We start from the raw sequence: 26400 nt of genomic DNA on the forward strand, positions 1-26400 counted from the left end.
TTACTTCGCGTTCGCGAAAGCCACAGCCGTGTCCAGCATGCGGTTCGAGAAGCCCCACTCGTTGTCGTACCAGCTCGACACCTTCACGAGACGGCCCGAGACCTTTGTGAGCGTGGCGTCGAACGTCGACGATGCCGGGTTGTGGTTGAAGTCGACCGACACCAGCGGTGCGTCGTTGTAGCCCAGGATGCCCTTGAGCGCGCCTTCCGAAGCTTCCTTCATGATGGCGTTGACTTCTTCGACCGTCGTGTCGCGTTTGGCGATGAACGACAGGTCGACGATCGACACGTTGATGGTCGGCACGCGAATCGCGTAGCCGTCCAGCTTGCCGTTCAGTTCCGGCAGCACGAGGCCGACAGCCGAAGCCGCGCCCGTCTTGGTCGGGATCTGGCTGTGCGTGGCCGAGCGCGCGCGGCGCAGGTCTTCGTGATACACGTCGGTCAGAACCTGGTCGTTCGTGTACGCGTGAATCGTCGTCATCAGGCCGGTTTCGAGGCCGATCTTGTCGTTCAGCGGCTTGACGAGCGGTGCCAGGCAGTTGGTCGTGCACGATGCGTTCGAGATGACCGTGTGTTCGGCCTTCAGCACGTTGTGGTTCACGCCGTAGACGATGGTCGCGTCGACGTCCTTACCGCCCGGCGCCGAGATGATGACCTTCTTCGCGCCACCCTTGATGTGCGCGCTCGCCTTTTCCTTGGTCGTGAAGAAGCCCGTGCACTCCATCACGACGTCGACGCCCAGCTCGCCCCACGGCAGTTCGGCCGGGTTGCGGTTGGCCAGCACGCGGATCTTGTCGCCGTTCACGACGAGGTAGTCGCCGTCCACCGTCACTTCACCGGGGAACTTGCCGTGTGCCGTGTCGTATTGCGTCAGATGCGCGTTGGTCTTCGCGTCACCCAGGTCGTTGATCGCAACGATCTGGATGTCGTGCTTCTTGCCGTTCTCGTAGAACGCGCGAAGCGTGTTACGGCCGATGCGGCCGTAGCCATTGATAGCGACGCGAATGGTCATGGTTGATCTCCTGAGGGCTGAAAAATTCTGAAACCAGTGCTGTGCTGGCGCCGACACCGGGCTGGGGCGGCCCGGCGGGGCGCGTAAGGCAGCGGGCCCGCCGGATCTTGCCGATCAGGCGGGCCCGTTACGCATGCCTAGTTGTCGAGCGCGGCCTTGGCCGTCGCGACGACATGATCGACCGTGAAGCCGAAGTGCTTGAACAGCACGCCAGCCGGGGCCGATTCGCCGAACGTGTCGATGCCGACCACACCGCCTTCGAGGCCCACGTACTTGCGCCAGAAGTCGGTCACGCCGGCTTCGATCGCGACACGGCGCACGCCCTTGGGCAGCACGCGCTCGCGGTATTCGGCGTCCTGCTTGTCGAACACGTTGGTCGACGGCATGGACACCACGCGGGCGCCGATGCCTTCGCGCTGCAGCGCTTCGACGGCCTTCATCGCCAGTTCGACTTCCGAGCCCGTGGCGATCAGGATGATCTTGCGGCTCGGGATGTCGTCGTTCCAGTCCTTGAGCACGTAACCGCCCTTGGCGATGTTCGCGATCTGGGCGTCGGTGCGCTCGTTGAACTGCAGGTTCTGGCGGCTGAAGATCAGCGACGACGGGCCGTGATGCGCGATCGATTCGGTCCAGGCCACCGCGGTTTCCACGGTGTCGGCCGGACGCCAGAGCGTCATGTTCGGGATCAGGCGCAGGCTTGCGACCTGCTCGATCGACTGGTGCGTCGGGCCGTCTTCGCCGAGGCCGATCGAGTCGTGCGTGAACACGAAGATCGACGGGCACTTCATCAGCGCGGCCACGCGCAGCGCGTTGCGGCTGTAGTCCGAGAACGTGAGGAACGTGCCGCCGAACGCCTTGTAGCCGCCGTGCAGGTTGAGGCCGTTGAGCGCCGCGCTCATGCCGAACTCGCGCACGCCGTAGTTGATGTGGTTGCCCCACTGGATGCCGGTCTCGCCGGCCTTGGCGGCGCGCACGGGCTTCGAAGCCTTCCAGTTGGTGAGGTTCGAGCCGGTCAGGTCGGCCGAGCCGCCCAGCAGTTCGGGCAGTGCCGCGGCGAGGCCTTCGATGGCCTGCTGCGAAGCCTTGCGCGTCGCAACGGTTTCCTTGCGCGAATCGGCGCCGGCGACGATTGCGGCGGCCTTCTGCGCCCAGTCGGCGGGCAGCTTGTGCGCCATGCGGCGCTCGAACTCGGCGGCTTCGGCCGGGTACTTCGACTGGTACGCGGCGAACTGCTCGTTCCATGCGGCTTCGAACTTCGCACCGGCGTCCTTCGCGTCCCAGTCTGCGTAGACTTCCTGCGGCAGCGTGAACGGCTCCCACTTCCAGCCCGCGGCTTCGCGCCACTTGGCGATTTCTTCGGCGCCGAGCGCCGCGCCGTGCACGTCGTGGCCGCCTTGCTTGGTGGGCGCGCCTTTGCCGATGATGGTCTTGCAGCAGATCAGCGTGGGCTTGTCCGAGGCCCTGGCCTTCTGGATGGCCGCGTCGACCGCGTCCACGTCATGGCCGTCCACGTGCGGGATCACGTTCCAGCCGTAGGCTTCGAAGCGCTCCGGCGTGTTGTCGTGGAACCAGTTGACCACGTCGCCGTCGATCGAAATGCCGTTGTCGTCGTACAGCGCGATCAGCTTGTTCAGCTTGAGCGTGCCGGCGAGCGAGCAGGCTTCGTGCGAGATGCCTTCCATCAGGCAGCCGTCGCCGAGGAACACGTACGTGTGGTGATCGACGATCTTCGCGTCGGCCTTGTTGAACTCCGCGGCGAGCAGCGCTTCGGCCAGCGCCATGCCGACCGCGTTCGCCAGCCCCTGGCCCAGCGGGCCCGTGGTCGTCTCGACACCCGGCGTGATGCCGAACTCGGGGTGGCCCGGCGTTTTCGAGTGCAGCTGACGGAAGTTCTTCAGTTCCGCCATCGGCAGGTCGTAGCCCGTCAGGTGCAGCAGCGAGTACAGCAGCATCGAGCCGTGGCCGTTCGACAACACGAAGCGGTCGCGGTCGCTCCAGAGCGGGTTCGTCGGGTTATGGCGCAGATGACGCGACCACAGCGCAACGGCGATCTCGGCCATGCCCATCGGCATGCCGGGGTGACCGGAGTTCGCTTGCTGAACGGCGTCCATGGACAGCGCACGAATGGCGTTGGCCATCAACTGGGTGGTAGCGGGGGAGGCGGAGGACGAGGTCGTCATGTCGAGTCCGGAAGTGTGCAAAAAGCGGCGTGGGCGGCGCAGGTCGCGAACAGCGCAAACGGCGGGCGCACACAGCAGCGCGGGGGTCCGGAAGCTCGGCAAATCGCCCGCTCAGGCGCACATGCGGCGCCAGGAGACGCGAAACGGCCGGAGCAAACGGAGAGGGCTGCAAAGCGAAATATTCTAGCAGATCGTGGGGACTACCCCTGCCTCCAGGGCGCGGCGAATGTGCCGTGCGCGCCTTTGTCTCCTCGTCGTCTTCTGTCGCGGCCGGGCACGCTTCGCGCCCCCTATAATGTCGCTGTTGGCCCCATTTTCTGTGCGATTTTCGCGTGCTCCGGCGCGCCAGCAGCGCATCTCGACCTCCGTGACCGACTCCCTCCTCTTCCATCCTGCGGCAGACGCGCTCTACGGCTTCCCGGGCGCGCGCCGCCTCGCCGCGGCCGATACGCCGTGGCAGCGCATCGAGGTGTGGGACACGCCGCAACTGGGCTGTCTCTTCACGCTGGACGGCCGCCCGATGACGTCCGCCGGCGACGAGTTCATCTATCACGAGTGCATGACGCACCCGGCCGCGCTCACGCATCCCGCGCCGCGCGCGGCGCTCGTGCTGGGCGGCGGCGACGGCGGCGCGGCGCGCCAGTTGTTGCGCCACCCGCCGATCGGGCGCATCGTCGTGGCCGAACTGGACCCCGACGTGGTGCGCCTGACGGGCGACTATTTGCCCGAAGTGCGCGGCGGGGCCTTCGAGGACCCGCGCGTGGAACTCGTGATCGGCGACGCAGCCGCGTTTGTCGCCTCCGCGCAGGATCGTTTCGACCTCGTCGTATTCGATCTGACGCCGCCGGATTCGCCGGCTGCGGGGCTCTACACGCCGGCGTTCTACGCCGCGCTCAAGCGCGTGATGAGCGCCGATGCCCTCGTCTCGCTCCATCTGGGCTCGCCGTTCCATCATGCGCAGCGCGTGGGCGCGCTGCTCGGCGGACTGCGCGAGGCCTTCGCCGTCGTGCGGCCGCTGGCCGCCTACGTGCCGCTCTACGGCTCGCTCTGGCTCATGGCGATCGCGAGCGACGCGCTCGACCCGGCCGACGTCGACGAGACCACGCTGCAGGCGCGGGCAGCCAGGCGGCAGCTCGAGGGCTTGCGCTACTACGACCCGCGACTGCACGCGGCCCTCTTAAAAGGTTCATGGGCGGCCCGCGATAAACTAGGCGAATTCCTGCAACGCTAGTGGTCCTGCCCGTGGAGAATGGCGGTCCCAGGCGTTTTTGTCATGTGCGCCCTGGCCAGGAGCGGCATGGCACTTCATCCGAACCGCGAATCTGGAGAGACTCGATGACCGCACCCCGTCCTGCCGGCGTGCCGTGGCTGACCCCGTATCTGACGGTGCGCGACGCGCGGGCGTCGATGGACTTCTACCGGTCAGCGCTCGGTTTTGCGGTACGCGACAGCGTGGAGGACGACGGCGCGATCATGCACGTGGAAATGACTTACCACGATCAGCTGATCGTGATGTTCGCGCCGGAAGGCGCCTTTGGTTCGACGGCGCGCACGCCCAAAAGCGCACAAACCATCGCACCGCAATCTTTTTATCTGTATGTCGACGATGTCGACGCGGTTTATGCGCGGGCGCTCGAAGCCGGCGCGAAATCGCTGAGCGAGCCACAGGACCAGTTCTGGGGGGACCGTTTCGCGCAGGTCGAAGACCTCGACGGTTACCGCTGGGCGCTGGCTCGGCACTTGTCCTGATTCAATGAGAAATAGTTCTATGCCCCGCTTTTTCGTCGGCAGCGCCCTGCAATCCGACGAGGTCGTCACCCTTCCCGACGAAGTCACGCGCCATGTCCAGGTGCTGCGCCTGCAGCCCGGCGACACCATCGTGCTGTTCAACGGTCGCGGCGGCGAGTACAGCGCCGAGATTCTCGGCATGGAGCGCCGCGACACGCAGGTACGCATCGGCCCCCATCGCGACGTCGAAGCCGAGCCGCCTTACCGTGTCACCCTCGCCCAGGGCATTGCCAGCAACGACAAGATGGACTGGCTGATCGAAAAGGCCGTTGAACTGGGAGCGACGAACTTCGTGCCGCTTACCGCGTCGCGCAGCGTCGTGCGGCTTTCGGGCGAGCGCGCCGAGCGCCGCCTCGCACACTGGCAGCGGATCGTGCAGGCTTCGTGCGAACAATGCGGGCGCAACCGCCTGCCCGGTGTCGCGCCCACGCGCGACATCGCCGCCTGGCTCGACTCCCTGCCCAGGTGCTCCGGCGAGGGCGAACTCGAGGGCGAACTGCGCTTGCTGCTCTCGCCACGCGCCAACGTCGCGTTCTCGACCTTGCCGGTCGACCCGCCTGCGGGCGAAGTGACGGTGCTGATTGGGCCTGAGGGCGGACTCTCGTCCCAGGAAGAGGAGGCGGCGCTCGACCACGGCTTCATAGCCGTGGGGCTCGGGCCGCGCGTGCTGCGCACCGAAACGGCGGGCATCGCCGTGCTCGCGGCGCTCGCGGCGCGCTGGGGTGGCTGGTAAGCGCAGCGGGTAAAAATGACAAAGCCCGCCGGCAGGCGGGCTTGCGCTTTTCTGTCGCATGCACGCGACGGAACGTTAGCCGAAGGTCAGGCGAACGAATAAAAAACGCGGAACGGCACCTTGCGCTCGGCCCAGTACTCCGAAGCCTCGCGAAATACGTCGAGCAATGTCTCCCGCCCGTCCTTGTCGAACTTCTGGGCAATCGGCAGCCCTTCCAGCACGATCACGAAACCCGGCTGCTCGCCAGCCTTCTGTACCAGATCGGTCAGGCAGTCGTACAAGCCGTCGTAGTTCTTGCCGAAATGCTTCGGAAACAGAAACGATGTGGCAATGGTCTCGAGCACTTCCTGTTTGGTTTGCGCATTCGCGCAAAACGCAAAAAGAAAATGCTGCTGCAGCCGCTGGGCTTCGTCCGCGAGATCCTGAATGCGAAACGCCCGGATCGACTGGACAATATTCGGCTGCACGGTCGAAAACAGGCTCATGGCCCCCTCGTTCGATGAAAGCCCCGCCTCATCCTGGCGCGCCTCGCTGTCGTGCTTCAACTGCATGACGCGCTGGAACAGGTTGCCCTCCCCGGACGCGAACAGATCGCTCGCGACCCGGGGGTCGTGCGCGTAAACGTTATCGCTCATGCCGCTCATCCCGGTGTCAATCAATAATTCGCCTGAAACTGGCGTAGTGGTCGTCGGAGTAGTAACAGTTATCGGTCCGCTTGCGTGGGCCGCCGCAAACGATGCGCTTGGCACCGCGGTTGTGCGCGCCGGGCGTCGGGACCGTGTACTCGTGATAGTAGCCCCGCCGATGCGGCGGCAATATCCGCTCAAAATTCCCGAATACGACGCCGTCCTTCTCGTAAGGGAACGGGCCGCCCGCTGCAATCAGGCTCAACGTGCCCACCGCCTCACGCGGAAGTTCGTTGACCGAAATGCTGCCGAGCGGATTACCCGCCTCTTCCGGCTGACTCGTGCGCGCCTGAGCGCCACCTGCCACGAGCGCGGCAGTTGCGACCAGCGCCACCGCCGCGGCACGCCGCAAGCTAGACAAACTGCCGCCGAAACAATGAGTTAGACGAGGCGCCATCCCCTGGTTCCCGCTTCCCTGGTTACGCGTTCGACGACCATGAAAGGTGTAAGGGTATCGCTAATGATGCCTGGAAGCAACGTTAGTCAGGCGGGAAGGACCACGGCTTGACCCCGCGCAAGGGCCAGACTGGTAAATTTTACAATCTCGTTTTGCACGATCTTGCGCGATATCGAGCCGGGTCTCGCACTCAAAAAATCGGCGCGCTCGCAGGAGCGCGCCGATTATCAAGACCGGGGTTGCCGGCGTTGCCGGCGACCTGCGCGACGGCGCTTAACGTGCCGCGTTCACGTCCGCGACGAGCAGCGCCGTCATGTTGACGATGCGACGCACCGTGGCGGAAGCCGTCAGCACGTGCACCGGCTTGGCCGCGCCCAGCAGGATCGGCCCGATGGCGATATTGTTGCCAGCCGCCGTCTTGAGCAGGTTGTAGGAGATGTTCGCCGCGTCGATATTCGGCATGACGAGCAGATTCGCTTCGCCTTCGAGCGTCGACTCGGGCAGGATCTCCTTGCGCAGGTTCGCGTCGATCGCCACGTCGCCGTGCATTTCGCCGTCCACCTGCAGGTCCGGCGCGCGCTCCTGGAGGATCTCGAGCAGGTCGCGCATCTTCTGGGCGCTGGGCGCGTTGCTCGAGCCGAAGTTCGAGTGCGAGCACAGCGCGATCTTCGGCTCGATGCCGAAGCGGCGCACTTCCTCGGCCGCCATGATGGTGATCTCCGCAAGCTGCTCCGGCGTCGGGTCGACGTTGACATGCGTGTCGACGATGAAAATCTGCCGGTTCGGCAGCACGAGTGCGTTCATCGCCGCGTAGACGTTGCAGCCCGCCTTCTTGCCGATCACCTGATCGATGAAGTGCAGGTGGCGGTGCGTCGTGCTGACCGTGCCGCAGATCATGCCGTCGGCTTCGCCCTTTTCCACGAGCATCGAGCCGATCAGCGTGGTGCGGCGGCGCATTTCGAGCTTCGCCATTTGCTGCGTGATGCCCTTGCGTGCCATGAGCTTCGCATAGGTCTGCCAGAACTCGCGGTAGCGCTCGTCGTGGTCGGTGTTCACGACCATGTAGTCCTGGCCGGCGTGCAGGCGCAGGCCGTAGCGCGCGATACGCTGCTCGATCACCGAAGGGCGGCCGATCAGGATGGGCCTGGCGAGCTTTTCGTCGACCACGATCTGCACGGCGCGCAGGATGCGCTCCTCTTCGCCCTCGGCGAACACGATGCGCTTCTTCTCCGGCTCCACGGCGCGCGCAAGCTGGAAGATCGGCTTCATGGTCGTGCCGCTGTGGTAGACGAACTGCTGGAGGTGCTGCTCGTAGGCGTCCATGTCCTCGATCGGACGCGTCGCGACGCCCGAGTCCATTGCCGCCCTGGCCACAGCCGGCGCAATCTTGACGATCAGACGCGGGTCGAAAGGCTTCGGAATCAGATACTCGGGCCCGAACTGCAGATCCTGGATGCCGTAGGCCGTGGCCACGACATCGCTTTGCTCCTGGCGCGCCAGTTCCGCAATCGCGTTCACCGCGGCAATTTCCATTTCGCGCGTGATGGTGGTCGCGCCCGCGTCGAGCGCGCCGCGGAAGATGAACGGGAAGCACAGGACGTTGTTCACCTGGTTCGGGTAGTCCGTGCGGCCCGTGGCGAGCACGGCGTCCGGACGCACTTCGAGCGCGAGCTCCGGCAGGATTTCCGGCGTCGGGTTGGCGAGCGCGAGGATGAGCGGCCTGGCCGCCATCTGCTTGACCATGTCCTGCTTGAGCACGCCGCCGGCCGAAAGGCCGAGGAAAATATCGGCGCCTTCGATCACCTCCGCGAGCGTGCGCGCGTTGGTTTCCCGCGCGAAACGCTCCTTGTCCGGGTCCATCAGCTCGGTGCGGCCCTTGTAGACCACGCCCGCCAGGTCGGTGACGACGATGTTTTCGAGCGGCAGGCCGAGGTCGACGAGCAGGTCCAGACACGCCAGCGCGGCCGCCCCAGCGCCCGAGGCGACGAGCTTCACGTCCTTGATGTCCTTGCCCACGACCTTCAGGCCGTTCGTGAAGGCCGCCGCCACCACGATGGCCGTGCCGTGCTGGTCGTCATGGAAGACCGGAATCTTCATGCGCTTGCGCGCTTCGCGCTCGACGATGAAGCACTCGGGCGCCTTGATGTCTTCGAGGTTGATGCCGCCGAACGTGGGTTCGAGCGCGGCGATCACGTCGACGAGCTTGTGCGGGTCCGTCTCGTTGAGTTCGATGTCGAACACGTCGATGCCCGCGAACTTCTTGAAGAGCACTGCCTTGCCTTCCATCACCGGCTTCGAGGCAAGCGGCCCGATGTTGCCGAGGCCGAGCACGGCCGTGCCGTTGGACACGACGCCCACGAGGTTGCTGCGCGCCGTGAAGCGCGCGGCGTTGAGCGGATTTTCGACAATCGCCTCGCACGCGAACGCGACGCCCGGCGAGTACGCGAGCGAGAGATCACGCTGATTGATCATCTGCTTGGTCGGCGCGATCGCGATCTTCCCCGGCGTGGGGAACTCGTGATAATCGAGGGCGGCTTCGCGAAGCTTGTTCGTAGCGGGATTCGACATGGGAGGCAGGACGTTAGTGCGGATTAGAATGACAACTCGAACGCTGAGTGGACCGATTGTAGCGCCAATCCCTGACAGCATTCCTTTCAATCCGGGCGCAAGTGGCGCAACCGCGATGGAGGAAAAGCCATGCCAGGGCGCCTTTTGCGGCGACGGCCCATTTCCCGACTGTCATAACCCTTTCGTCATGCTTTCCGAGTTCTCCCTGATCGACCGATATTTTGCGCGGCGAGCGCGCACGAACACGCGGCGCGCCGCGCTGGGCATTGGCGACGACTGTGCGCTCATCGCGCCCGCCGCGGGCGAAATGCTGGCCGTCTCGACCGACATGCTGGTGGAAGGCCGCCACTTTTTCCCCGACATCGCTCCGCACGCGCTCGGCCACAAGGCGCTCGCCGTGAATCTCTCCGACCTCGCCGCGATGGGTGCGAAGCCGCTCGGCTTCACGCTTGCGTTCGCGCTCCCCAGGGCGGACGAGGACTGGCTAGCCGCGTTCAGCGCGGGCCTCTTCGACCTGGCAGACCGCTTCGAGTGCGAATTGATCGGCGGCGATACCACGGCGGGGCCGCTGAACCTGTGCCTGACGGTATTCGGCTCGGTGCGTCAGGATGCCGCACTTCGGCGCGACGCCGCCCAGGCGGGCGACGACATCTGGGTCTCCGGCACGCCCGGCGACGCGCGCGCGGGCCTCGGCATGATGCGCGGCGAATGGAAGGTGAGCGAGCAGGACGCCAGGTCTTTGCGCCGGGCGCTCGAATACCCTGAACCGCGCGTGGCGCTGGGTCTCGCGCTGCGCGGCGTGGCGCGCGCGGCGCTCGACGTATCGGACGGCCTGGCCGGCGACCTGCGCCATGTTCTGGAACGTTCGCGCCTCGGCGCGACGATCGACGTGGACGCCCTGCCGCTCTCGCCTGCGCTTGCGCGCCTGCCGCGCGACGTGCAGCTGCAATGCGCGCTCGCGGGGGGCGACGACTACGAACTGTGTTTCACGGCGGCGCCGGCGCAGCGCGGCGCGGTCGAGGCGGCGGCGCAACAGGAGGGTGTGCGCGTCACGCGCATCGGTACAATGACTTCCCGCACTTCGCCGCAAGCCGCCCCCCAGATCGCCTGGCGCGACGCCGGCGGCACGCCGCTCAATCTGACGTTGCAAGGTTTCGATCACTTCCATGCAGACTGACCCCACGCCCTCGCCCGCCGGTCAGCCGGCTCCTCCGGCAGGCCCGGCAAGCAACGCCGCCGCATCCGGCACGCTCGGCCGGGCCACTGGCGCGCGCCGCGCCGACGCGCCGTTCATGCTCACCCATCCGTTGCACTTCGTTTCGCTCGGCTTCGGCTCGGGGCTCTCGCGCCTCGCGCCCGGCACGGCCGGCACGCTGTTCGCCTGGGCGGCCTTCGAGGTGCTGAACCGCTATCTCACGGTGACCGAGTGGGGACTGCTGATCTTCTTTGGCTTCTTTGCGGGCATCTGGATCACCGGGTTCACGGCGAAGAAACTGGGCACGGAGGATCCCTCGGCCATCGTCTGGGACGAGATCGTGGCGTTCTGGCTCGTGCTGCTCATGATCACGCCCGTCAATTTCGAGGGGCGGCTCTGGGCCTTCGTCATCTTCCGGTTTTTCGACATGGTGAAGCCGCCGCCCATCCGCTATTTCGACCGGCGCTTCAAGGGCGGCCTCGGCATCATGCTCGACGACATCGTCGCCGCATTCTTCACGCTGCTCGTCATCGCGCTCTGGCGCATGTCGGTGTAGCACCACCACACCGCTACGCCGCCACGCCGCCACGCCGCCGCCAACCCAACGGATTGCTGCAATGTCTACCGATTCCGTCGTTCATCAACTCGCCATCCGCGTCGGCAACAAGCTGCGCGACGGGCGGCTCATGCTCGCGACCGCCGAGTCCTGCACGGGCGGCATGGTCGCCACCGCCATCACCGACATTTCCGGCAGCAGCGTCTGGTTCGAACGCGGTTTCGTCACCTACTCGAACCAGGCGAAGACCGAGATGATCGGCGTGCCGCCCGAACTCATCGAGAAGCATGGCGCGGTGAGCGAACCGGTCGCGCGCGCGATGGCCGAAGGCGCGCTCAGCAACAGCCGGGCACAAGTTTCGCTCTCGATCACGGGCGTCGCCGGACCGGGCGGCGGCACGCCGGAAAAGCCGGTTGGCATGGTGTCGTTCGGCTGGAGCAACCGGCTGCATACGAGCGTCGAGACGCTGGTCTTCAAGGGCGACCGCGAACAGATCCGCGTGCAGGCCGCCGCGCACGCGTTGCGCGGGCTGCTCGCGTTCATCGACGAACAGGAACGCTAAAACCGGCCCGCGCCTCGCTGGCGCGCCGGCCGGTCCCACCCAGGAGGCGCACGTCATGGCAGCCGCGAATACCGCAGTCGAGGAATTGATCCGCCGTTTCGGGCTCGAACCGCACCCCGAAGGCGGCTACTACAGCGAAACCTATCGAGCCGACAAGCTCGTGCGGCGCGACGGCGCAGCCGCCGCAGAGGGCACGCGCGCAGCCTCGACGGCCATCTACTTCCTGCTGGCGGAAGGCGCCTATTCGGCATGGCACCGCATCCGCTCCGACGAGCTCTGGCACTTCTACGCGGGCTCGCCCATCGAGATTCATTCGATCGACGAACGCGGCGTGCTCTCCACGCGCAAGCTGGGCCACGCGCTCGACCATCCCGGCACCGTGTTTCAGGCGGTGGTGCCGGCCGGACACTGGTTCGCGGCGCGCTGCTGCGATCCTTCGACTTATGCGCTCGTAGGCTGCACGGTGGCGCCGGGGTTCGAATTCAGCGAGTTCGAGATCGCCGACGCGAACGCGCTCGCCGAAAAATACCCGCTGCATCGACCGATCATCGAACTGTTCGGCAAACCGGCGTCCGTTGCGGCCGCAGCCGCGAAGAAAGTCTAGGCGCGCGGCGTCCAGGGCGCGGATTCAGGAACGTCTACCCGCCATCGCGCAAACCCATCTCAACGATACGCGTTGATGCGCTCGCGCGTTTCTCTCGCGGCCATTGCAGCCGCCTGTGCGTAGTCTTCGCCCTTGCTCGCGTAGATGATCGCGCGCGACGAGTTGATGAGCATGCCCGTGCCGTTCGCCGTGCGGCCCGCCTTCACAGTTGCCTCGACGTCGCCGCCCTGCGCGCCGATGCCGGGAATCAGCAACGGCATGTCGCCGACGATGCCGCGCACGGTCTCGATTTCCTTCGGAAACGTCGCGCCCACCACGAGGCCGAGTTCGCCGCTTGCGTTCCATTTGTTCGCGGCAAGGTCCGCCACCACCTGGTACAGCGGCTTGCCGCCGGTTTCGAGGAACTGCAGGTCCGAGCCGCCGGGGTTCGATGTACGGCACAGCACGATCACGCCCTTGCCCTTATGCGCGAGCCACGGCTCGATCGAATCGAAGCCCATATACGGATTGACCGTGACGGCGTCGGCCTTGAAGCGCTCGAAGGCTTCGCGTGCATATTGCTCGGCGGTGCTGCCGATATCGCCGCGCTTGGCATCGAGGATCACGGGCAGGCCCGGGTGCTTCTCGTGGATGTGCGCGATCAGCGCCTCGAGCTGGTCTTCGGCGCGGTGCGCGGCGAAGTACGCGATCTGCGGCTTGAACGAGCACGCGTATGCCGCGGTGGCGTCGACAATCTCGCGGCAAAACTCGAAGATCGCGTCGCTGCGGCCGGCCAGCGCAGCGGGAAACTTCGTGGGCTCAGGGTCGAGGCCCACGCACAACAGCGAGCCGGTGCGCTGCCAGGCGGCGCCGAGGGTCTGGATGAAGGAAGTCATGGTCGTTGCTCGCGGCGAGCCAATAAGGGAAAACGGCGCGTATTTTACCCGCGCCGGAGATGAGGCCGCGCTGCGGCTCCTGAGTCGGGCTGCGTCCGGCGCTCCTGCGAGACGAATCGCGGGAGGCGCTGAGCGCGCATGGACGACGCGTGCTACGCCCAGCTCACGACCGCCTTAGGTTCGCGCGTGTGCGCCCTTGCCGCCTCTCGCGCCCGTGCGGCCGCGCGCGCCGGCGCGGTGCGGGCTGGCTGCCGCGCGCATGTCCATGCGCTCCACGGTGAAGGAAAAGCGCCGCACGAGCCGCTCGCCGTGCGCGAGCACGGTCATGCCGTTCGCGTCGCCGCCGCCGCGCAGGTTCACCGCGTTGATCGGATGATCGACGGGTTCGAAGCAGAAGAAGTCGGCGCCGGGAGGCGTGTAGAGCACGTAGTAGTCGGTGTTCGCGCAAATCGAGAGGGAGAGCCTGCGGCGCTCCCACACCACGGCGGCGCGCCCGCTCCAGCCGCTGAACGCATGATTGACGAGTTGCGCAGGCAGCGGATAGGCCACGCCGAACTGCCAGGCGGGCGGCGCGGGCACGTGGCGCACCGGCAGCCAGTCCTGGCCCGAGAGCCACAGGCCGCTCGCGGGCGCCGAAAGCTCGGTGCTCGTGTCGCGCGCCAGAAACGGATGAACGCCAAGGCCGAACGGCAGCGCCTCGCGGCCCGTATTCTCCACCTCCAGCGTGATCGCGAGCGTCGCGCCGTCGAGCGCATAGGTGAGCGCCGCGCGGTACGCATACGGTTCGCCGTCGCTGCGGTCGAGCACGAGACGCACATTCTCGCGATCGGCGCTTTCGATGCGCCAGGGCGCGAGCCAGCCGTCACCGTGGATCGGCAGCGGTTCGCTTGCGCGATTGCGCGGCACTTCGATATCGCGGCCGCCAAAGTGAAAACGCCCTGCGCCGATGCGGTTCGAGTACGGCAGCAGCGGGTAGCACGCGAGTTCGTCCGGATCCATGCGCGCGCTCACGCGCTCGCAACGGCGAAACACGGGCTCGAATGCGCCCTCGCTGCGCCAGTCGAATCGCGTGATTCCGCCGCCCAGTTGGGGCGCGACGTCGAGCCTCAGATACGCATTCGCCAGCGTCACGCACGCCACGTCGCTCGAGCCCGCCGCGCCGATCGCGACCGCCGAGGTGCTCGGCCCCGGCAAAACCGGATGCGTGGCAGCTTCGAGCCGCGCGCGCCGCGCCGCGGCGGCCGGTGACACAACCGGTGAGACGACGGGCGGGACAGACGCGGCGGATGTAGCGGAAGGCGGCACGCTTGCAGCGGCGGCGCCGGCAGTCACGGTGGAACGGGTGGGTCGACGCACAGCGGAATTCGCGACGCTCATAAGATGCTCCTCGAGAGGCATGTTTGATTGCCGCCGCAAAAGGCGGCTCACCGGTGGCCTGTCGACTCCGCGCGCGTGCGCGCCGGGCCTGTGGCCGCTTCTTGTGTTCGCCCTTCTAGTGGTACTGGCAAAGCCAACTGCACGTATCGATCGACTGCATCTGTTGCCGAACTGCAACGACTGTCCGTCTCTTCATGCCGCCTGCCGCCAGCGGCGCTTCGCACGCTTCGTGCGCGTGTATCGTCTGATGAAAATGCACGCACGCCCTTGCGCAAGCGCCCGATACTCCGGACTCAAGCGCGCCTGCGCCCCTGAAACCGCGGTTCTTCAAGGCCCTGGCGGCCAATTCGAACCGAAAACACGCCGCCCGCATGCGGCTCGCGCGCGAGGGCCTCCTCCTCCATTTCCTCGCGCGCGCTCGTGACATAAAGCGTGTCCAGAAGCGCACCGCCGAGCGTAACGCAGCTTGGCTGCGCTGTGGGAATCTTTACGCGCTCGGTTTCGACGCCGTCGGCGCCATAACGCACCACGCGCTCGCCGCCCCACTGCGCGTTCCAGAGGCCGCCTTCGGCGTCGACGGTCGAGCCGTCCGGCACGCCGGTGTCGTCGGTGAGCGTGACGAAGGTACGCTCGTTTGCAATCGTCCCGTCCGCGCCGTAGTCGCACGCGCGAATCTCGCGCGTGAGCGTGTCGGTGTAATACATGGTCGAACCGTCCGGGCTGAACGCGATGCTGTTCGAGATCGCGGGCGCGGGCAGCGGCAGACGTTCGAGCGTGAGATCGTGGTTCAGGCGATAGAAGCCGCCGATCGCCTGCCTCGGCGTTCCTTCGTACTTCGTGCCGAACACGAAGCGGCCCTGGCGGTCGCAGCGTCCGTCGTTCAGGCGTGTCGGCACGCCGGGTTCGACTTCGACGATGGTTTCGAGCGCGCCCGTCTCCAGGTCGAAGAACGCCAGTTGCGAGGCGAGGCCGAGGAGCAGCGTGCGTTCGTCTTCGCACAGCGCGAAGCATGCGAGACGCTCGGGCATCTCCCACGTCACGTGTTTGGCGCCTGCCGCATTGGCGTCGTAGCGTTGCAGGCGTTTGCCCGAAATATCGACCCAATAGAGCCGGCCGCTGCGCGCGCACCACGTCGCGCCTTCGCCCAGCTCGCATTTCGCGTGGACGAGCAGCTCGGCCACCGCTTCGTTCGACGCGCTTTCCTTTGCGCTCATGCCCAGCCTCCGTCAACGACGATGTCCTGCGACGTGATCATGCGGCTGTCGTCGGCGGCGAGGAAGAGCGCCATGCGCGCAAGGTCTGCGGGCAGCAGCTCCGCGTCGATGCACTGGCCGCGCTTGATGGCCGCGCGGCCTTCGTCGGTGAGCCACAGCCGCCGCTGCTTCTCGGTCATCACCCAGCCCGGCACGAGCGTATTCACGCGTATGCCGTACGGACCCAGGTCTTTCGCGAGACCTCGCGTGAGTCCCTGCACCGCCGACTTGCTCATCGTGTAGACCGGCATTTCCGACTGCTTGAGCATCCAGCTGATCGAGCCCAGATTGATGATCGAACCCGCGCGCGCGGCCTTCATGTCTTCCGCCACGGCCTGGGCGGCGAAGAGCTGATGCCGCAGGTTCACGGCCACGCTCGCATCGAACGATTCGGGCGTGACTTCGGCCAGCGTGTGGCGTTTGTCGTTGGCCGCGTTGTTCACGAGCACCTGGATCGGCCCGAGCGCCGCCTTCACATCGGCGACGGCGGCGCGCAGCGCCGGGATATCGGTGAGATCGACATCGGCGAACAGCGGCTTGTGGGGCGAATCGCCGAGTTCGTCGGCGAGTGCCTGGCCCGCGCTCGCGTCGATGTCGAAGAACGCCACGCGCGCACCCTGTGCGGCGAAGTGCTCGACGAACGACGCGCCGATGCCGGTCGCGCCGCCCGTGATCAGCACCACGCGGTCGGCCAGACTCGGATAGCGCGCGTAGTTTTCGTGCGCGTGGCGCGAGAGCGCGTTAGCGGGCGAATTTGCATTGGACGACATCGTATTGGGCTCCTGATGAATCGCTCTGCAGGGGTTTCAAACGCGGGCTTTCAATCGCGTCCGCCGCGGTTCTTGAGCTGGTCGAGCAGCACCGCCGCGAGCAGGATCGCGCCGCGCACGAGGTACTGGTAGAACGCGTCGATGTTGAGCAGGTTCATGACGTTTTCGACCGTGCCCATGATCAGCACGCCGATCACCACGCCCGAGATCGTCGCGCGGCCGCCCAGCAGCGAGACGCCGCCCAGCACGCACGCCGAGATCACGTTCAGCTCGAAGCCTTCGGCCGCATTCGGCTGGCCCGACGTGATACGCGAGGCGAGAATCACGCCCGCGAGCGCCGTGACCGCGCCCTGGATCAGGAAGATCCACACACGCGTGCGCTCGACCTTGATGCCGGCGAGACGCGAAGCCTCCGGGTTGCCGCCGATGGCGAGCGTGTTGCGCCCGTACACTGTCTGATTGAGCATCACGCCGAACACGATGAAGCAGATGAGCGTGACCCAGATCGGCAGCTGCACGCCGAAGAGCGAGGCCGTGCCCATGGCGATGAACGTGTCCGACGACACGCCCACGGCCTGGCCGTGCGAGGCGATGAAGCCGAGGCCGCGCACGATCTCCATGGTGGCGAGCGTGGTGATCAGCGCATTGATGCGCAAATACGCGATCACCGCGCCGTTCACGAAGCCGATCGCGGCGCCCGCCGCAACGGCCGCGACGATGGCGATGAACGTGTTGTTCGTCGCGTTGAGCACCATCGCGCACAGCACGCCCGCGAACGCGACGATCGAGCCCACGGAAAGGTCGAAGTCGCGCGAGGCGAGACAGAACATCATCGTGCAGGCCACCATGCCGATCTGCGAGACCGACAGTGCGAGGCCGAGCATGTTCTCGATCGAGAAGAAATGATCGACGGTCAGCGACATCACGATGAACATGACCGCGAAGATCACGATCAGGCTGTACTCGGTGATCTGCTGCCACCACTTCTGCTTGTCGGTGGCGCTCGGAATCAGCGCGTCGGCGACGCTCTTGGCGGCGCTGTTGGCAGACTCGGCCGCCAGGTTTTCTCTTGCTTGCATTTCAGTCACTCCTCCCCGTCCACTCATGCAGCCTTGGCCTGCGCGCGCCTGGGCAGCGCGAGGTCAAGCACCGCGTGTTCGCTCGCCGCGCTGCGCGGCAACTCGCCCGAAATACGGCCTTCGCGCATCACCACGATGCGATCCGACACGCCGAGCACTTCCGGCAACTCCGACGACACCATCACGATCGCGCAGCCGCGCGCGGCGAGCTGATAGATCACGTTGTAGATCTCGTGCTTCGCGCCGACGTCGATGCCGCGCGTCGGCTCGTCGAGAATCACGACCTTCAGGTCGGGCTCGGCGAGCCAGCGCGAAAGAATCGCTTTCTGCTGGTTGCCGCCCGAAAGAAAGCGGATTTTCTGGCGGCGGCTCGGCGTCTTGATCTTCAGCAGCTTGATGAAGCGGTCCGCCGTTTCCGCTTCCTTCTTGCGGTCGAGGAACATGCCCGCGCGCAGAAAGTGGCGACGGCAACTGATGTTGATGTTCTCCGACACCGTCGCCATCGCGACGATGCCCTGCTCCTTGCGATCTTCCGGGCACAGCACGATGCCGTGGCGAATCGCGTCGCTCGCGCTTTTCACGCGGATGGGCTTGCCGTCCAGCTCGATCTCGCCAGCGCGCCGCTTGTGCGTGCCGTAGATGAGCTGCATCAGTTCGCTGCGCCCCGCGCCCACGAGCCCGAAGAAACCGACGATCTCGCCCGACTTCACCTCGAAGCTCGCCGCTTCGTTGAGCGGATGCCCTTCCACGCCGCGCACGGCGAAGCGCACGTCGCCATGCTCGCGCGGCGAATAGTTGTAGATGTCGCTGATCTCGCGGCCCACCATCTCGGCCACGAGCGTTTCGCGCTTCACCTCTTCGAGCTTCCCGTGCGAGGCGACCTTGCGGCCGTCGCGGAAGATCGTGCAGGCGTTGCATAGCTCGTAGATCTCGTCCATGCGGTGCGAGATGTAGATGAGCGCGCGATTGTCGGCGCGCAGCTCCCGCACGAGCTTGAACAGCACTTCGGTCTCGCGGTGCGAGAGCGAGCTGGTCGGCTCGTCGAGCGCGATCACGCGCGCGTTGCGCAAGAGCGCCTTGCAGATCTCCACCATCTGGCGCTGCGCGATGGAGAGCTTGCGCAGTTTCGCGGCCGGATCGAGATCCACGCCCATCGCGGCAAGACGTTCGCGCACGAACTTGCGCGCCTCGCCGCGCTTCACCCAGCCGAGCGCATTGGGCAACGCGCCGAGCAACAGGTTTTCCGCGACGGTCAGGTCGGGCACGTACTGCAATTCCTGGTGAATGACCGCGATGCCCGCGCCAATCGAGGCCGCCGCATCGGCGAAATGCACCTCGTTGCCGTCCATCAGGATGCGGCCGGAATCGGGCTGATACTCGCCGCCGAGAATCTTGAGCAGCGTGGACTTGCCCGCCCCGTTCTCGCCCATGAGGCCATGCACTTCGCCTGCGTTCACCTCGAACGACACGCCGTCGAGCGCGCGCACGCCTGGGAACACCTTGCCGATATTGTCAAAACGCAGTGTCGCTGACACTTCGGTTTCCTCTCATTCGATACGCTGCGGGCGCGGCCTTCGCGCTCTTCACACGCTTCGGCCCTACCGGCCGCCCCGCAGCGGGAAACACCTAAATCACCTCTCTCAAGCGCTTACTTCGAAGCGAGACCCATCTGCTGACGCACGCTCTCCACGTTGTCGCGCGTGGCCAGCATGCCGGTCGTCAGCGTGAGCAGGGGCGGCTCCTTGCCTTGCGTGATCCACGTGTACATCAGGTCCGAGGTTTCCTCGCCGTGGCGCTTCGGGCTGATGATGACGGTGCCGTAGAAGCCCGTCGGCTGCGGCTTCTTGAACTCGTTGAGCGCCGAGTCCGAGCCGCCGATGCCAATGCCGATCATGTTGTCGGCCTTGAAGCCGCGGCCTTCCGCCGCGCGCACGGCGCCGAGCACGGCTTCGTCGTTCAGGCCGTAGGCCACCCAGTGCTTGTACTGCGGGTTCTTCGTGAGCGCGATGTTGGCGGCGTTGAAGGCGTTTTCCGTGTCGGTTTTGGCCTGCGGCGCGGCAACGATGTTCGCCTTCGGGAAGCCCGCGGCCACGAGCGCGTCGGTCGCGCCCGCCGTGCGGTCATGCGCTGTCGGCAGCTGCTCGTAGGTCACGTCGATGGCGCCGACGTCCTTCATGTCCCAGCCGCGCTTCTTGATTTCGGCGGCAATGCCGTCACCCACCTGCTTGCCGATGTTGTACGCCGAGATGCCCATGTGCGGCACCGACTCGATCGGCTTGCCCGCGCCATCGACGAGGCGGTCGTCCACCGTCATCATCTTGAGGTTGTCGGCCTTGGCCTTGGCGACGATGCCCGGTCCGAGCTTCACGTCGGGCGTGCAGATGATGAAGCCCTGCGCCTTTTGCGCGGCCAGGTTGTCGATCGCGCTCATCACCTTCTCACCCGAGGGCGCGCCGATCTTCACCAGCGTGAAGCCCTTTTCCTTCGCTGCCGTTTCGGCGAACTTCCATTCGTCCTGGAACCACGGCTCTTCGGGCTGCTTCACGAGAAAGCCGATCTTCACCTGGTCTGCGGCCTCGGTCACAGGCGCGTGGCAGATCGCGGCCGTGGTGGCGGCGGCCAGCAGCGTCAGAAAGATGCGTCGTTGCATGTTGTCAGTCTCCTGTCTTCTTTAGTCACGGGAAGGGTATCGGCCGCCTCTTCTTTTACCCGCCCAGGCGCGCGGCCAGCGCTTCGGCGGATTCCTGCGCATTCGTTCCAACCTCGTGTTCCTTCGTGCTGCGAATGACTTTTCCGGCGCGCCTATTCGTGATGGAGCGCCGTGCGGCCGCCGTCTATCGTGATACAGCTCGCGTTGATGAACGGGGCTTCGTCCGAGGCGAGGAACACCGCCGTCATCGCGACTTCCTCCGGGCGGCCAATGCGTTTCATCGGCGGCAACTCGAGCGTGGCCTTGCGCGCCGCCTCCGGGTCGGGCTGCGCGTTCCACCAGTCGTGCGTGAGCTGCGTTTCTATGTAGCCCGGCGCAATGGCGTTCACGCGCACGTTCTTCGGCGCGTACTCGATACCGAGCGCACGCGTGAGTCCGATTACGCCGTGCTTGGCCACCGGGTACGGGAAGCAGCCCGGAATGATCTGGAACGCGTGCGTCGAGGCGATGTTGATGATGCTGCCCGCACGGCGCTCGACCATGCCCGGCAGCACCGCGCGGCAGCCGTTCCACACGCCGTCCAGATCGACGGCGAAGCAGCGGCGCCAGTCCTCGTCGGTCATCGTGAGCGGGTCGGCGAACACGTTGATGCCGGCGTTGTTGACGAGCACGTCGACCGGGCCGAACGCGCGTTGCGCTTCTGCCACGGCGGCGCGCACCGAGGCGGCCTGCGTCACGTCGGTTTGCACGGCGAGCGTTCGCGCGCCTTCGCACGCGCTCGCAATGTCGCGCGCCGTCGCAGCGGCCGACGCGCCGTCCAGCTCCGCGAGCACGACGGCGGCGCCCTCGGCCGCGAACGCGCGCGCAATCGCCGCGCCGATGCCGCGTCCGGCGCCGGTGACGAGCGTGACCTTGCCCGCGAGGCGATTCACTTTTGCGCTCCTTGCACCGCTTTCCAGCCTGCGATGAAGGCCAGCGCGTTCGCGTGCGTGGCCGCCGCGTCCTGGCCCGGCTTGTAGAGCGCGGAGCCGAGGCCGAAGCCGCTCGCGCCCGCGGCCAGCTGCGGGCCCATGTTGTCGGGCTTCACGCCGCCCACGGGCAGCAGGGGCACGACAGGCGGAATCACGGCGCGCCATGCCTTCGTCACGGCCGGGCCGAGCTGCTCGGCGGGGAACATCTTGAGCGCGTCGGCGCCGTGCCTGAGCGCCGCGAACGCTTCGGTCGGCGTGGCGACGCCGGGCACGCAGGCGAGGCCCTGGCGCTTCGCGGCGAGGATCACGTCGGCATCGGCGTGCGGCATCACGATCAGTTCGCCGCCCGCTTCCCGCACGTCGCGCACGCGCGCAGCGGTGAGCACGGTGCCCGCGCCGATCATCGCGTCGTCGGGCAGCGTCTCGCGCAACGCCGCGATGCTGTCGAGCGGCTGCGGCGAATTGAGCGGCACCTCGATGATCCGGAAGCCCGCTTCATAGAGCGCGCGGCCATGCTCTGCGGCCTCGGCGGGCTGGATGCCGCGCACGATCGCGACCATGCCGCAGGCGCCGAACGCAGCGACGAAGCCGGCGTGTGGCGTGTACGGGGCGGGCAGATTCAGTTCGGGTTCCATGTCGGCTTCCTGTCGGCTTCCTGTTTGCTGGCTTCGTGTCTGGTTCGGTTCAGCGGGTTCGCGGCGGTTTCGTCGCATGGGTTTCGCAGCGGGTTCGCCTCGTCGGCACTCGATTAGCGCGGCGTGACGAGCCCTGCCTGCACGGCGATGCGCCAAAGCCCATGTTCGGTCGCCTGACGCACGAGATGCGCGCCGCTGCACCCGAACGCGGCGAGCGCCATGCGGTAACGCTCGCACAGCGCCTCGGCGCCGATCAGCTGCGGCGCGCAGCCGGCGAGCGCCACGTCGCGCCGCGCCAGCGCCGCTTCGAGGCCCGCCAGCTCGTGTCCGATCACGAGGCCCGAGAGATAGTCGGGCTGCTCGTCGGCGGCGAGCTGGGCCGTGAGGCCGAGCGTGCGCGTGCTGAACGCGGTCGCCAGCAGTCCCACGCAGCCCTGCTCGCGCGCCACGCTCACGCCGCGCAGGAACGCTGCGGTGTCCGGCTCGACGGGATGCTTCATCGTGCGGCCGAGGATCGTATGGGCGCACAGCGCCGCGTAGACCTCGCCCGTCATGAAGGTATAGAAGCGCGCAATGCGCTCGCCCTCCACCACCACCCATTTCGCGTGCGTGCCCGGCAGTCCGACGAGCGCCGTTTGCGGCCCGCCTTCGTCGCCCGATGCCCCAAGCGCGCCAAAAATCTGCGTTTCCTCGCCGCGCATCACGTTGGGCAGCGCACCCGGCTCCAGCACGCCCGGCACCACGGCGACTTCGGCGCCGCACGCGGCGCGCACGCGCACGATTCCGGCCACCAGCGCCTGGGCGCTCGCGGGCGTTTCGACATAGGGCGCCTGCACCCAGCCCTGGGCGCTGCCGACCATCCCCGCGGCCAGCACCGGCAGCGAGGGCGCTTGCGCGAGCCACACGCCGCACGCTTCGTCGAAGGCGGCGTCGAAGCCGCCTTCTTCGGCGGGCACGGGCAGGTTCATGATCCCCGCCGTCGAAACGCGCGTGGCGATCACCTCGCCCGCCGCATCGAACAGGTACGCGCGCAGCGAGGTCGTGCCCCAGTCGAGCGCGATGAGCGCGGCATTGCGAGCGCTCGCGCCGTCGCCGGCGTCGATGGCCGCGCCGCTTGCAGACTTCTCGCGTGCTTTCATCGGCGAATCCTGCGCGCGGCGGGCTGCGGCGCGCGCCAGCCCAGTTCCTGCGAAATCGCACGCGCCTCGCGCTGCACGACTGGAATCAGTTCGTCCATGCGCTCGAGCGGCATGTAGGGAATCGTGCTCGCCACCGAAAGCGCCGCCACGATCGCACCCGAAGCGTCGCGCACCGGCGCCGCGACGCAGCGGATCGAAATTTCGTTCTCCTCCAGATCGAACGTGTACCCGCCCGCGGAGTAAGTCGCCATGCGCTTGAGGAAGGTCTCGGGTTCGAGGCTGTGATCGGGACGGAAGCTCACGCCCGCGAGCGCGCGGCGCGACGCGTCGAACAGGTCGCGCCACGATTGCGGCGCGAGGTCGAGCATCATCGCCTTGCCGATGCCCGTGGACGCGAGCGGCATGCGGTGCCCCACGCGCGAGCGCATTTCGAGGCCTCGCTGGCCGGGAATCTTGTCGATGTACAGCACGTCGTCGCCGTCGCGCACGCCGAGGTGGATCGTGTCGAGCGTTTCGTCGGCGAGCGCCTGCAGATGCGCTCGGGCAACGGCCGTGAGCGGCATCTGCTCGAGCGCGATGGTGCCGAGTTCGATGAGCTTCGGCCCGAGCAGGTAGCCGCCCTGCACCTGGCGCAGGTAGCGCGCCTGCACGAGGCTCGAAACCAGGCGGTGGGTGGTGCTGCGCGTCGTGCCGAGCACCGCGCCGAACGAGCGCAGGTCGCGCACGCCGGCGGCGGCCGCTTCGAGGATTGCGAGGCCGCGCAGGAGCGTCTGGGTGCCGGCCTGCTGCATCGAGCCGTCGAGCAACGTGCTCGCGACGCCGATTTCATCGGCGGCGGGACGGGCTTTCGGTTGCGCTGGCGCGGAGGCGGTTGCCGCGGCGTTTTGCACGGGCGCGGCCTCGTCGGGAAGGTTCGCGGCGAGAGCGGAAGACATCGCTTTGTTCATGGCGAGGGCGATGAAGGGAGACGATCGAAAGGCGCGTGCCGTCAGGCGGCGCGCGAACCGTGCTTCGGGAGACGGCCTGGCGCGCGGGCAGCCGGGGCTCGGACAGGTAGCGGCGGGCGGCGCGTGGCCGCGCAAAGCGCTGGCTGAAGCATGGCGAATGTCTCCTTTGCGGTCCGGTTCGCTCCGCGCCTTGCGCGTGCCCCGGATTTGTCTGGGTCTGCCGACAGTGCCTGTCGGATGGCTGGATTGTAGGCAGGTTTTTTCGAGTTCTCCAATATGTGATTGGGTCGCTCATATATTGGGAAATTTGGCGAAACGGCCGCCCTCTGTCGAAACGGCTAACGAGGGACAGAACCTGCTTCCGTGACGGCCACACGCAAGAAAAAACGGCTGCCGGATAACTCCGGCAGCCGCTTCCTGTCACGCCGCGCGCAATTGCGCCGCGCCGTTACTTCCCGGCCGGCGCCTTGTAGGCCACGCAATCGATTTCGACCTTGCAGTCCACCACCATGCTCGACTGCACGCAGGCGCGTGCCGGCGGATGCTCGCCGAAATACTCGCGGAACACCTTGTTGAACGAGGTGAAGTCGCGCGCGTCGTCGAGCCATACGCCGCAGCGCACCACGTGCTCCGCGCCATAGCCCGCTTCCTTGAGGATCGCGAAAAGATTCTGGATGGCCTTGTGCGACTGCTCGACGATGCCGCCGTTGATCACCTCGCCGCCTTCCATCGGCGTCTGGCCCGAGACGTACAGCCAGCCGTCGGCTTCCACGGCGCGCGCGAACGGCAGATGTTGTCCGCCCTGGCCCTTGCCGCCTTCCGCTCCAATTCGTTTCATCGTTTGCTCCTTTGAGATCGTGCGGCGCGCGCAACTTGTTGGGCCGCGTGCGCCGGGGGTCGAAATTCGATAGATAAAGCCTGCTTAAAAGGCGTTCGCCTCGGCCTGCGCCTCGCGTTTGCCGCGCGCGACGAAGTGGCCCGCGCGTTCGCCCGTGGGTTGCCCGTCGCGGTACGAGAGCACGCCGTTCACCCATACCGCGTCGATGCCTTCGGCCACCTGCTGCGGCTTGTCGAAGGTCGCCGCGTCGCGCACCTTCGCGGGGTCGAACAACACGAGGTCGGCATGCCAGCCCACGTGCACCTCGCCGCGCTGCGAAAGACCGAAGCGCCGCGCCGAAAGGCCCGTCATCTTGCGCACCGCCTCTTCGAGCGGCAGCAAGGCCGCGTCGCGCGCGTAGTGCCCGAGCACGCGCGGAAATGCGCCCCACAGGCGCGGATGCGGCAGCGGATCGTTGGGCAGTCCATCCGAGCCGACCATCGTGGCCGGATGCGAAAGAATGCGGCGCACGTCGTCTTCGGACATGTTGTGGTACACGGCGCCCGCCGGCTGCAGACGCTTGCCCGCTTCCTGCTGCGACACGCCCCACTCGGCCGCGATGTCCTTGATGAGCTTGCCTGCCTGCTCCGGGTGCGGCGTGGACCACGTGATCGTGATGTCGATGTCGCCCGTCACCTGCTTGAGATCCAAAGTGGAAGAGCTGCGGCTATACGGATAGCAGTCGCAGCCGACCGGCTGATACTTGCGCGCGCTTTCGAGCGACGCGAGCACCTCCGCGCTGCGCCCCCAGTTGGACGGGCCCGCGCACTTCAAATGCGAGATCACCACCGGCACACGCGCCTGCTGGCCGATGTGGTAGGCCTCGTTCATCGCCTCGAGAATCGCGTCGAACTCCGTGCGCATGTGCGTCGTGTAGAGCGCGCCGGCGGCGGCGAGCGGCTGGGCGAGCGAGGCGACCTCTTCGGTCGAAGCCTCGAACGCCGAGCCGTATGCGAGGCCCGTGGAAAGGCCGAGCGCGCCGTGCGCGAGCGCGTCTTCGAGCTGCGCGCGCATGGCCGCGATCTCGTCGCCGGTGGCGGCGCGCTTCAAGTCGTTCATGTGGTTGTTGCGCAGCGCCGTATGGCCGATCAGCGCGCCCACGTTCACGGCGGGCCGCGCCGCGTTGACCGCGTCGACGTACGCGGCGAAGGTCGGATAGCTGAACGCATCGCGTTCGCCGAGCAGGTTCATCGGGTCGGGGGGATCGCCCTTGAGCGTCACCGGCGAGGCGCTGATCCCGCAGTTGCCGACCACCACCGTCGTCACCCCCTGGCTGATCTTGGGCAGCATCTGCGGCGCGCGGATCACGTGCGTGTCGTCGTGCGTATGGACGTCGATGAAACCCGGCGCGAGCGCGCGGGCGTTGGCCTCGATCACCGCTTCCGCGAGCCAGTTCGACAGGTTGCCGATCGCGACGATGCGGCCGTCGCGCAGCGCCACGTCGCGCTCGACGGGCGGCGCTCCGGTGCCATCGTAAAGCATGGCGCCGACGATCAGCGTGTCGGCGGCTTCGGGGTGCGAATGCATACGCGTCTCCTCAGAATAGC

General features: G+C 66.7%; 24 protein-coding genes and 1 pseudogene. 7 read left to right on the forward strand and 18 right to left on the reverse strand.

Going from position 1 to position 26400, the window contains the following annotated elements; translation table 11 throughout:
• Both gap and tkt read right to left on the reverse strand, forming a co-directional pair.
• Positions 1 to 1011 (reverse strand): type I glyceraldehyde-3-phosphate dehydrogenase, encoded by a 1011-nt coding sequence (gene gap, locus BHE01S_RS08560; RefSeq protein WP_042262615.1) that lies wholly within the window; start codon positions 1009 to 1011, stop codon positions 1 to 3.
• Positions 1012 to 1148: 137 nt separating this feature from the next.
• The gene (gene tkt, locus BHE01S_RS08565; RefSeq protein ID WP_042262617.1) at positions 1149 to 3191 is read right to left on the reverse strand and encodes a transketolase; all 2043 of its coding nucleotides are present in this window, start codon (positions 3189 to 3191) and stop codon (positions 1149 to 1151) included.
• Between the two features lie 367 nt (positions 3192 to 3558).
• Here tkt and speE point away from each other — a divergent pair, with 367 nt between their 5' ends.
• The 3 genes from speE to BHE01S_RS08580 all read left to right on the forward strand — a co-directional run bounded on the left by speE (position 3559) and on the right by BHE01S_RS08580 (position 5712).
• Positions 3559 to 4422: a polyamine aminopropyltransferase gene (speE, locus tag BHE01S_RS08570; protein ID WP_042262799.1), complete on the forward strand. Its 864-nt coding sequence runs from the start codon at positions 3559 to 3561 to the stop codon at positions 4420 to 4422.
• Positions 4423 to 4526: 104 nt separating this feature from the next.
• Positions 4527 to 4940 carry a VOC family protein gene (locus BHE01S_RS08575; protein WP_042262618.1) on the forward strand — a complete coding sequence of 138 codons (414 nt, stop codon included), beginning with the start codon at positions 4527 to 4529 and terminating at the stop codon, positions 4938 to 4940.
• 19 nt (positions 4941 to 4959) lie between these two features.
• Positions 4960 to 5712, forward strand: coding sequence for a 16S rRNA (uracil(1498)-N(3))-methyltransferase (locus BHE01S_RS08580; protein ID WP_042262620.1), 753 nt, complete (start codon positions 4960 to 4962; stop codon positions 5710 to 5712).
• 86 nt (positions 5713 to 5798) lie between these two features.
• Here the strand turns inward: BHE01S_RS08580 and BHE01S_RS08585 are convergent, their stop codons facing one another.
• The 3 genes and pseudogenes from BHE01S_RS08585 to BHE01S_RS08595 form a co-directional block, all read right to left on the reverse strand.
• Positions 5799 to 6356: a barstar family protein gene (locus tag BHE01S_RS08585; RefSeq protein ID WP_042262622.1), complete on the reverse strand. Its 558-nt coding sequence runs from the start codon at positions 6354 to 6356 to the stop codon at positions 5799 to 5801.
• Between the two features lie 7 nt (positions 6357 to 6363).
• Positions 6364 to 6633 (reverse strand): annotated as a pseudogene (locus tag BHE01S_RS39775) (ribonuclease); the annotation flags it as partial.
• Positions 6634 to 7068: 435 nt separating this feature from the next.
• Entirely contained in the window at positions 7069 to 9363 is a 2295-nt protein-coding gene (locus tag BHE01S_RS08595; protein ID WP_042262627.1) for an NADP-dependent malic enzyme, read from the reverse strand.
• A 187-nt stretch (positions 9364 to 9550) separates the two neighbouring features.
• Between BHE01S_RS08595 and thiL the strand changes: the two genes are divergently transcribed.
• The 4 genes from thiL to BHE01S_RS08615 all read left to right on the forward strand — a co-directional run bounded on the left by thiL (position 9551) and on the right by BHE01S_RS08615 (position 12280).
• Entirely contained in the window at positions 9551 to 10540 is a 990-nt protein-coding gene (thiL, locus tag BHE01S_RS08600; protein WP_042262800.1) for a thiamine-phosphate kinase, read from the forward strand.
• Complete coding sequence (locus BHE01S_RS08605; RefSeq protein ID WP_084068671.1) at positions 10530 to 11114, forward strand: phosphatidylglycerophosphatase A family protein; 585 nt, start codon at positions 10530 to 10532, stop codon at positions 11112 to 11114. The genes thiL and BHE01S_RS08605 overlap by 11 nt, the downstream gene beginning before the upstream one ends.
• A gap of 61 nt (positions 11115 to 11175) precedes the next feature.
• Positions 11176 to 11676, forward strand: a complete 501-nt coding sequence (locus tag BHE01S_RS08610) for a CinA family protein (RefSeq protein ID WP_042262629.1) — start codon at positions 11176 to 11178, stop codon at positions 11674 to 11676.
• A gap of 55 nt (positions 11677 to 11731) precedes the next feature.
• Positions 11732 to 12280 carry a cupin domain-containing protein gene (locus BHE01S_RS08615; RefSeq protein WP_042262631.1) on the forward strand — a complete coding sequence of 183 codons (549 nt, stop codon included), beginning with the start codon at positions 11732 to 11734 and terminating at the stop codon, positions 12278 to 12280.
• A gap of 59 nt (positions 12281 to 12339) precedes the next feature.
• Here the strand turns inward: BHE01S_RS08615 and pyrF are convergent, their stop codons facing one another.
• The 13 genes from pyrF to BHE01S_RS08680 form a co-directional block, all read right to left on the reverse strand.
• Complete coding sequence (gene pyrF / locus BHE01S_RS08620; RefSeq protein WP_042262633.1) at positions 12340 to 13155, reverse strand: orotidine-5'-phosphate decarboxylase; 816 nt, start codon at positions 13153 to 13155, stop codon at positions 12340 to 12342.
• A 174-nt stretch (positions 13156 to 13329) separates the two neighbouring features.
• Positions 13330 to 14532 (reverse strand): aldose 1-epimerase, encoded by a 1203-nt coding sequence (locus BHE01S_RS08625; RefSeq protein ID WP_084068673.1) that lies wholly within the window; start codon positions 14530 to 14532, stop codon positions 13330 to 13332.
• 293 nt (positions 14533 to 14825) lie between these two features.
• Positions 14826 to 15746 carry an SMP-30/gluconolactonase/LRE family protein gene (locus tag BHE01S_RS08630; protein WP_042262636.1) on the reverse strand — a complete coding sequence of 307 codons (921 nt, stop codon included), beginning with the start codon at positions 15744 to 15746 and terminating at the stop codon, positions 14826 to 14828.
• Entirely contained in the window at positions 15743 to 16555 is an 813-nt protein-coding gene (locus tag BHE01S_RS08635) for an SDR family NAD(P)-dependent oxidoreductase (RefSeq protein WP_042262638.1), read from the reverse strand. The genes BHE01S_RS08630 and BHE01S_RS08635 overlap by 4 nt, the downstream gene beginning before the upstream one ends.
• A 50-nt stretch (positions 16556 to 16605) precedes the next feature.
• Positions 16606 to 17634, reverse strand: coding sequence for an L-arabinose ABC transporter permease AraH (gene araH, locus BHE01S_RS08640; RefSeq protein ID WP_042262640.1), 1029 nt, complete (start codon positions 17632 to 17634; stop codon positions 16606 to 16608).
• Between the two features lie 23 nt (positions 17635 to 17657).
• Positions 17658 to 19169, reverse strand: coding sequence for an L-arabinose ABC transporter ATP-binding protein AraG (gene araG / locus BHE01S_RS08645; protein ID WP_042262642.1), 1512 nt, complete (start codon positions 19167 to 19169; stop codon positions 17658 to 17660).
• Between the two features lie 113 nt (positions 19170 to 19282).
• Positions 19283 to 20284 (reverse strand): arabinose ABC transporter substrate-binding protein, encoded by a 1002-nt coding sequence (locus tag BHE01S_RS08650; RefSeq protein WP_042262644.1) that lies wholly within the window; start codon positions 20282 to 20284, stop codon positions 19283 to 19285.
• A 152-nt stretch (positions 20285 to 20436) separates the two neighbouring features.
• A complete protein-coding gene (locus tag BHE01S_RS08655; RefSeq protein ID WP_042262647.1) occupies positions 20437 to 21216 on the reverse strand; it encodes an SDR family oxidoreductase in 780 nt (259 codons plus the stop codon).
• Entirely contained in the window at positions 21213 to 21890 is a 678-nt protein-coding gene (locus BHE01S_RS08660) for a 2-dehydro-3-deoxy-6-phosphogalactonate aldolase (protein WP_042262649.1), read from the reverse strand. Before BHE01S_RS08660 ends, BHE01S_RS08655 begins: the two co-directional genes overlap by 4 nt.
• 113 nt (positions 21891 to 22003) lie before the next feature.
• Complete coding sequence (locus tag BHE01S_RS08665; RefSeq protein WP_042262651.1) at positions 22004 to 23029, reverse strand: 2-dehydro-3-deoxygalactonokinase; 1026 nt, start codon at positions 23027 to 23029, stop codon at positions 22004 to 22006.
• On the reverse strand, positions 23026 to 23976 hold the full coding sequence (locus BHE01S_RS08670) for an IclR family transcriptional regulator (RefSeq protein WP_042262653.1): 951 nt from the start codon (positions 23974 to 23976) through the stop codon (positions 23026 to 23028). The genes BHE01S_RS08665 and BHE01S_RS08670 overlap by 4 nt, the downstream gene beginning before the upstream one ends.
• 448 nt (positions 23977 to 24424) lie before the next feature.
• A complete protein-coding gene (locus BHE01S_RS08675; RefSeq protein WP_042262655.1) occupies positions 24425 to 24814 on the reverse strand; it encodes a RidA family protein in 390 nt (129 codons plus the stop codon).
• A gap of 84 nt (positions 24815 to 24898) precedes the next feature.
• A complete protein-coding gene (locus BHE01S_RS08680) occupies positions 24899 to 26380 on the reverse strand; it encodes an N-acyl-D-amino-acid deacylase family protein (protein WP_042262658.1) in 1482 nt (493 codons plus the stop codon).
• Between the last annotated feature and the right edge of the window lie 20 nt (positions 26381 to 26400).

Origin of the sequence: Paraburkholderia heleia NBRC 101817, assembly GCF_000739775.1 — a bacterium.
GTDB classification, from domain to species: domain Bacteria; phylum Pseudomonadota; class Gammaproteobacteria; order Burkholderiales; family Burkholderiaceae; genus Paraburkholderia; species Paraburkholderia heleia.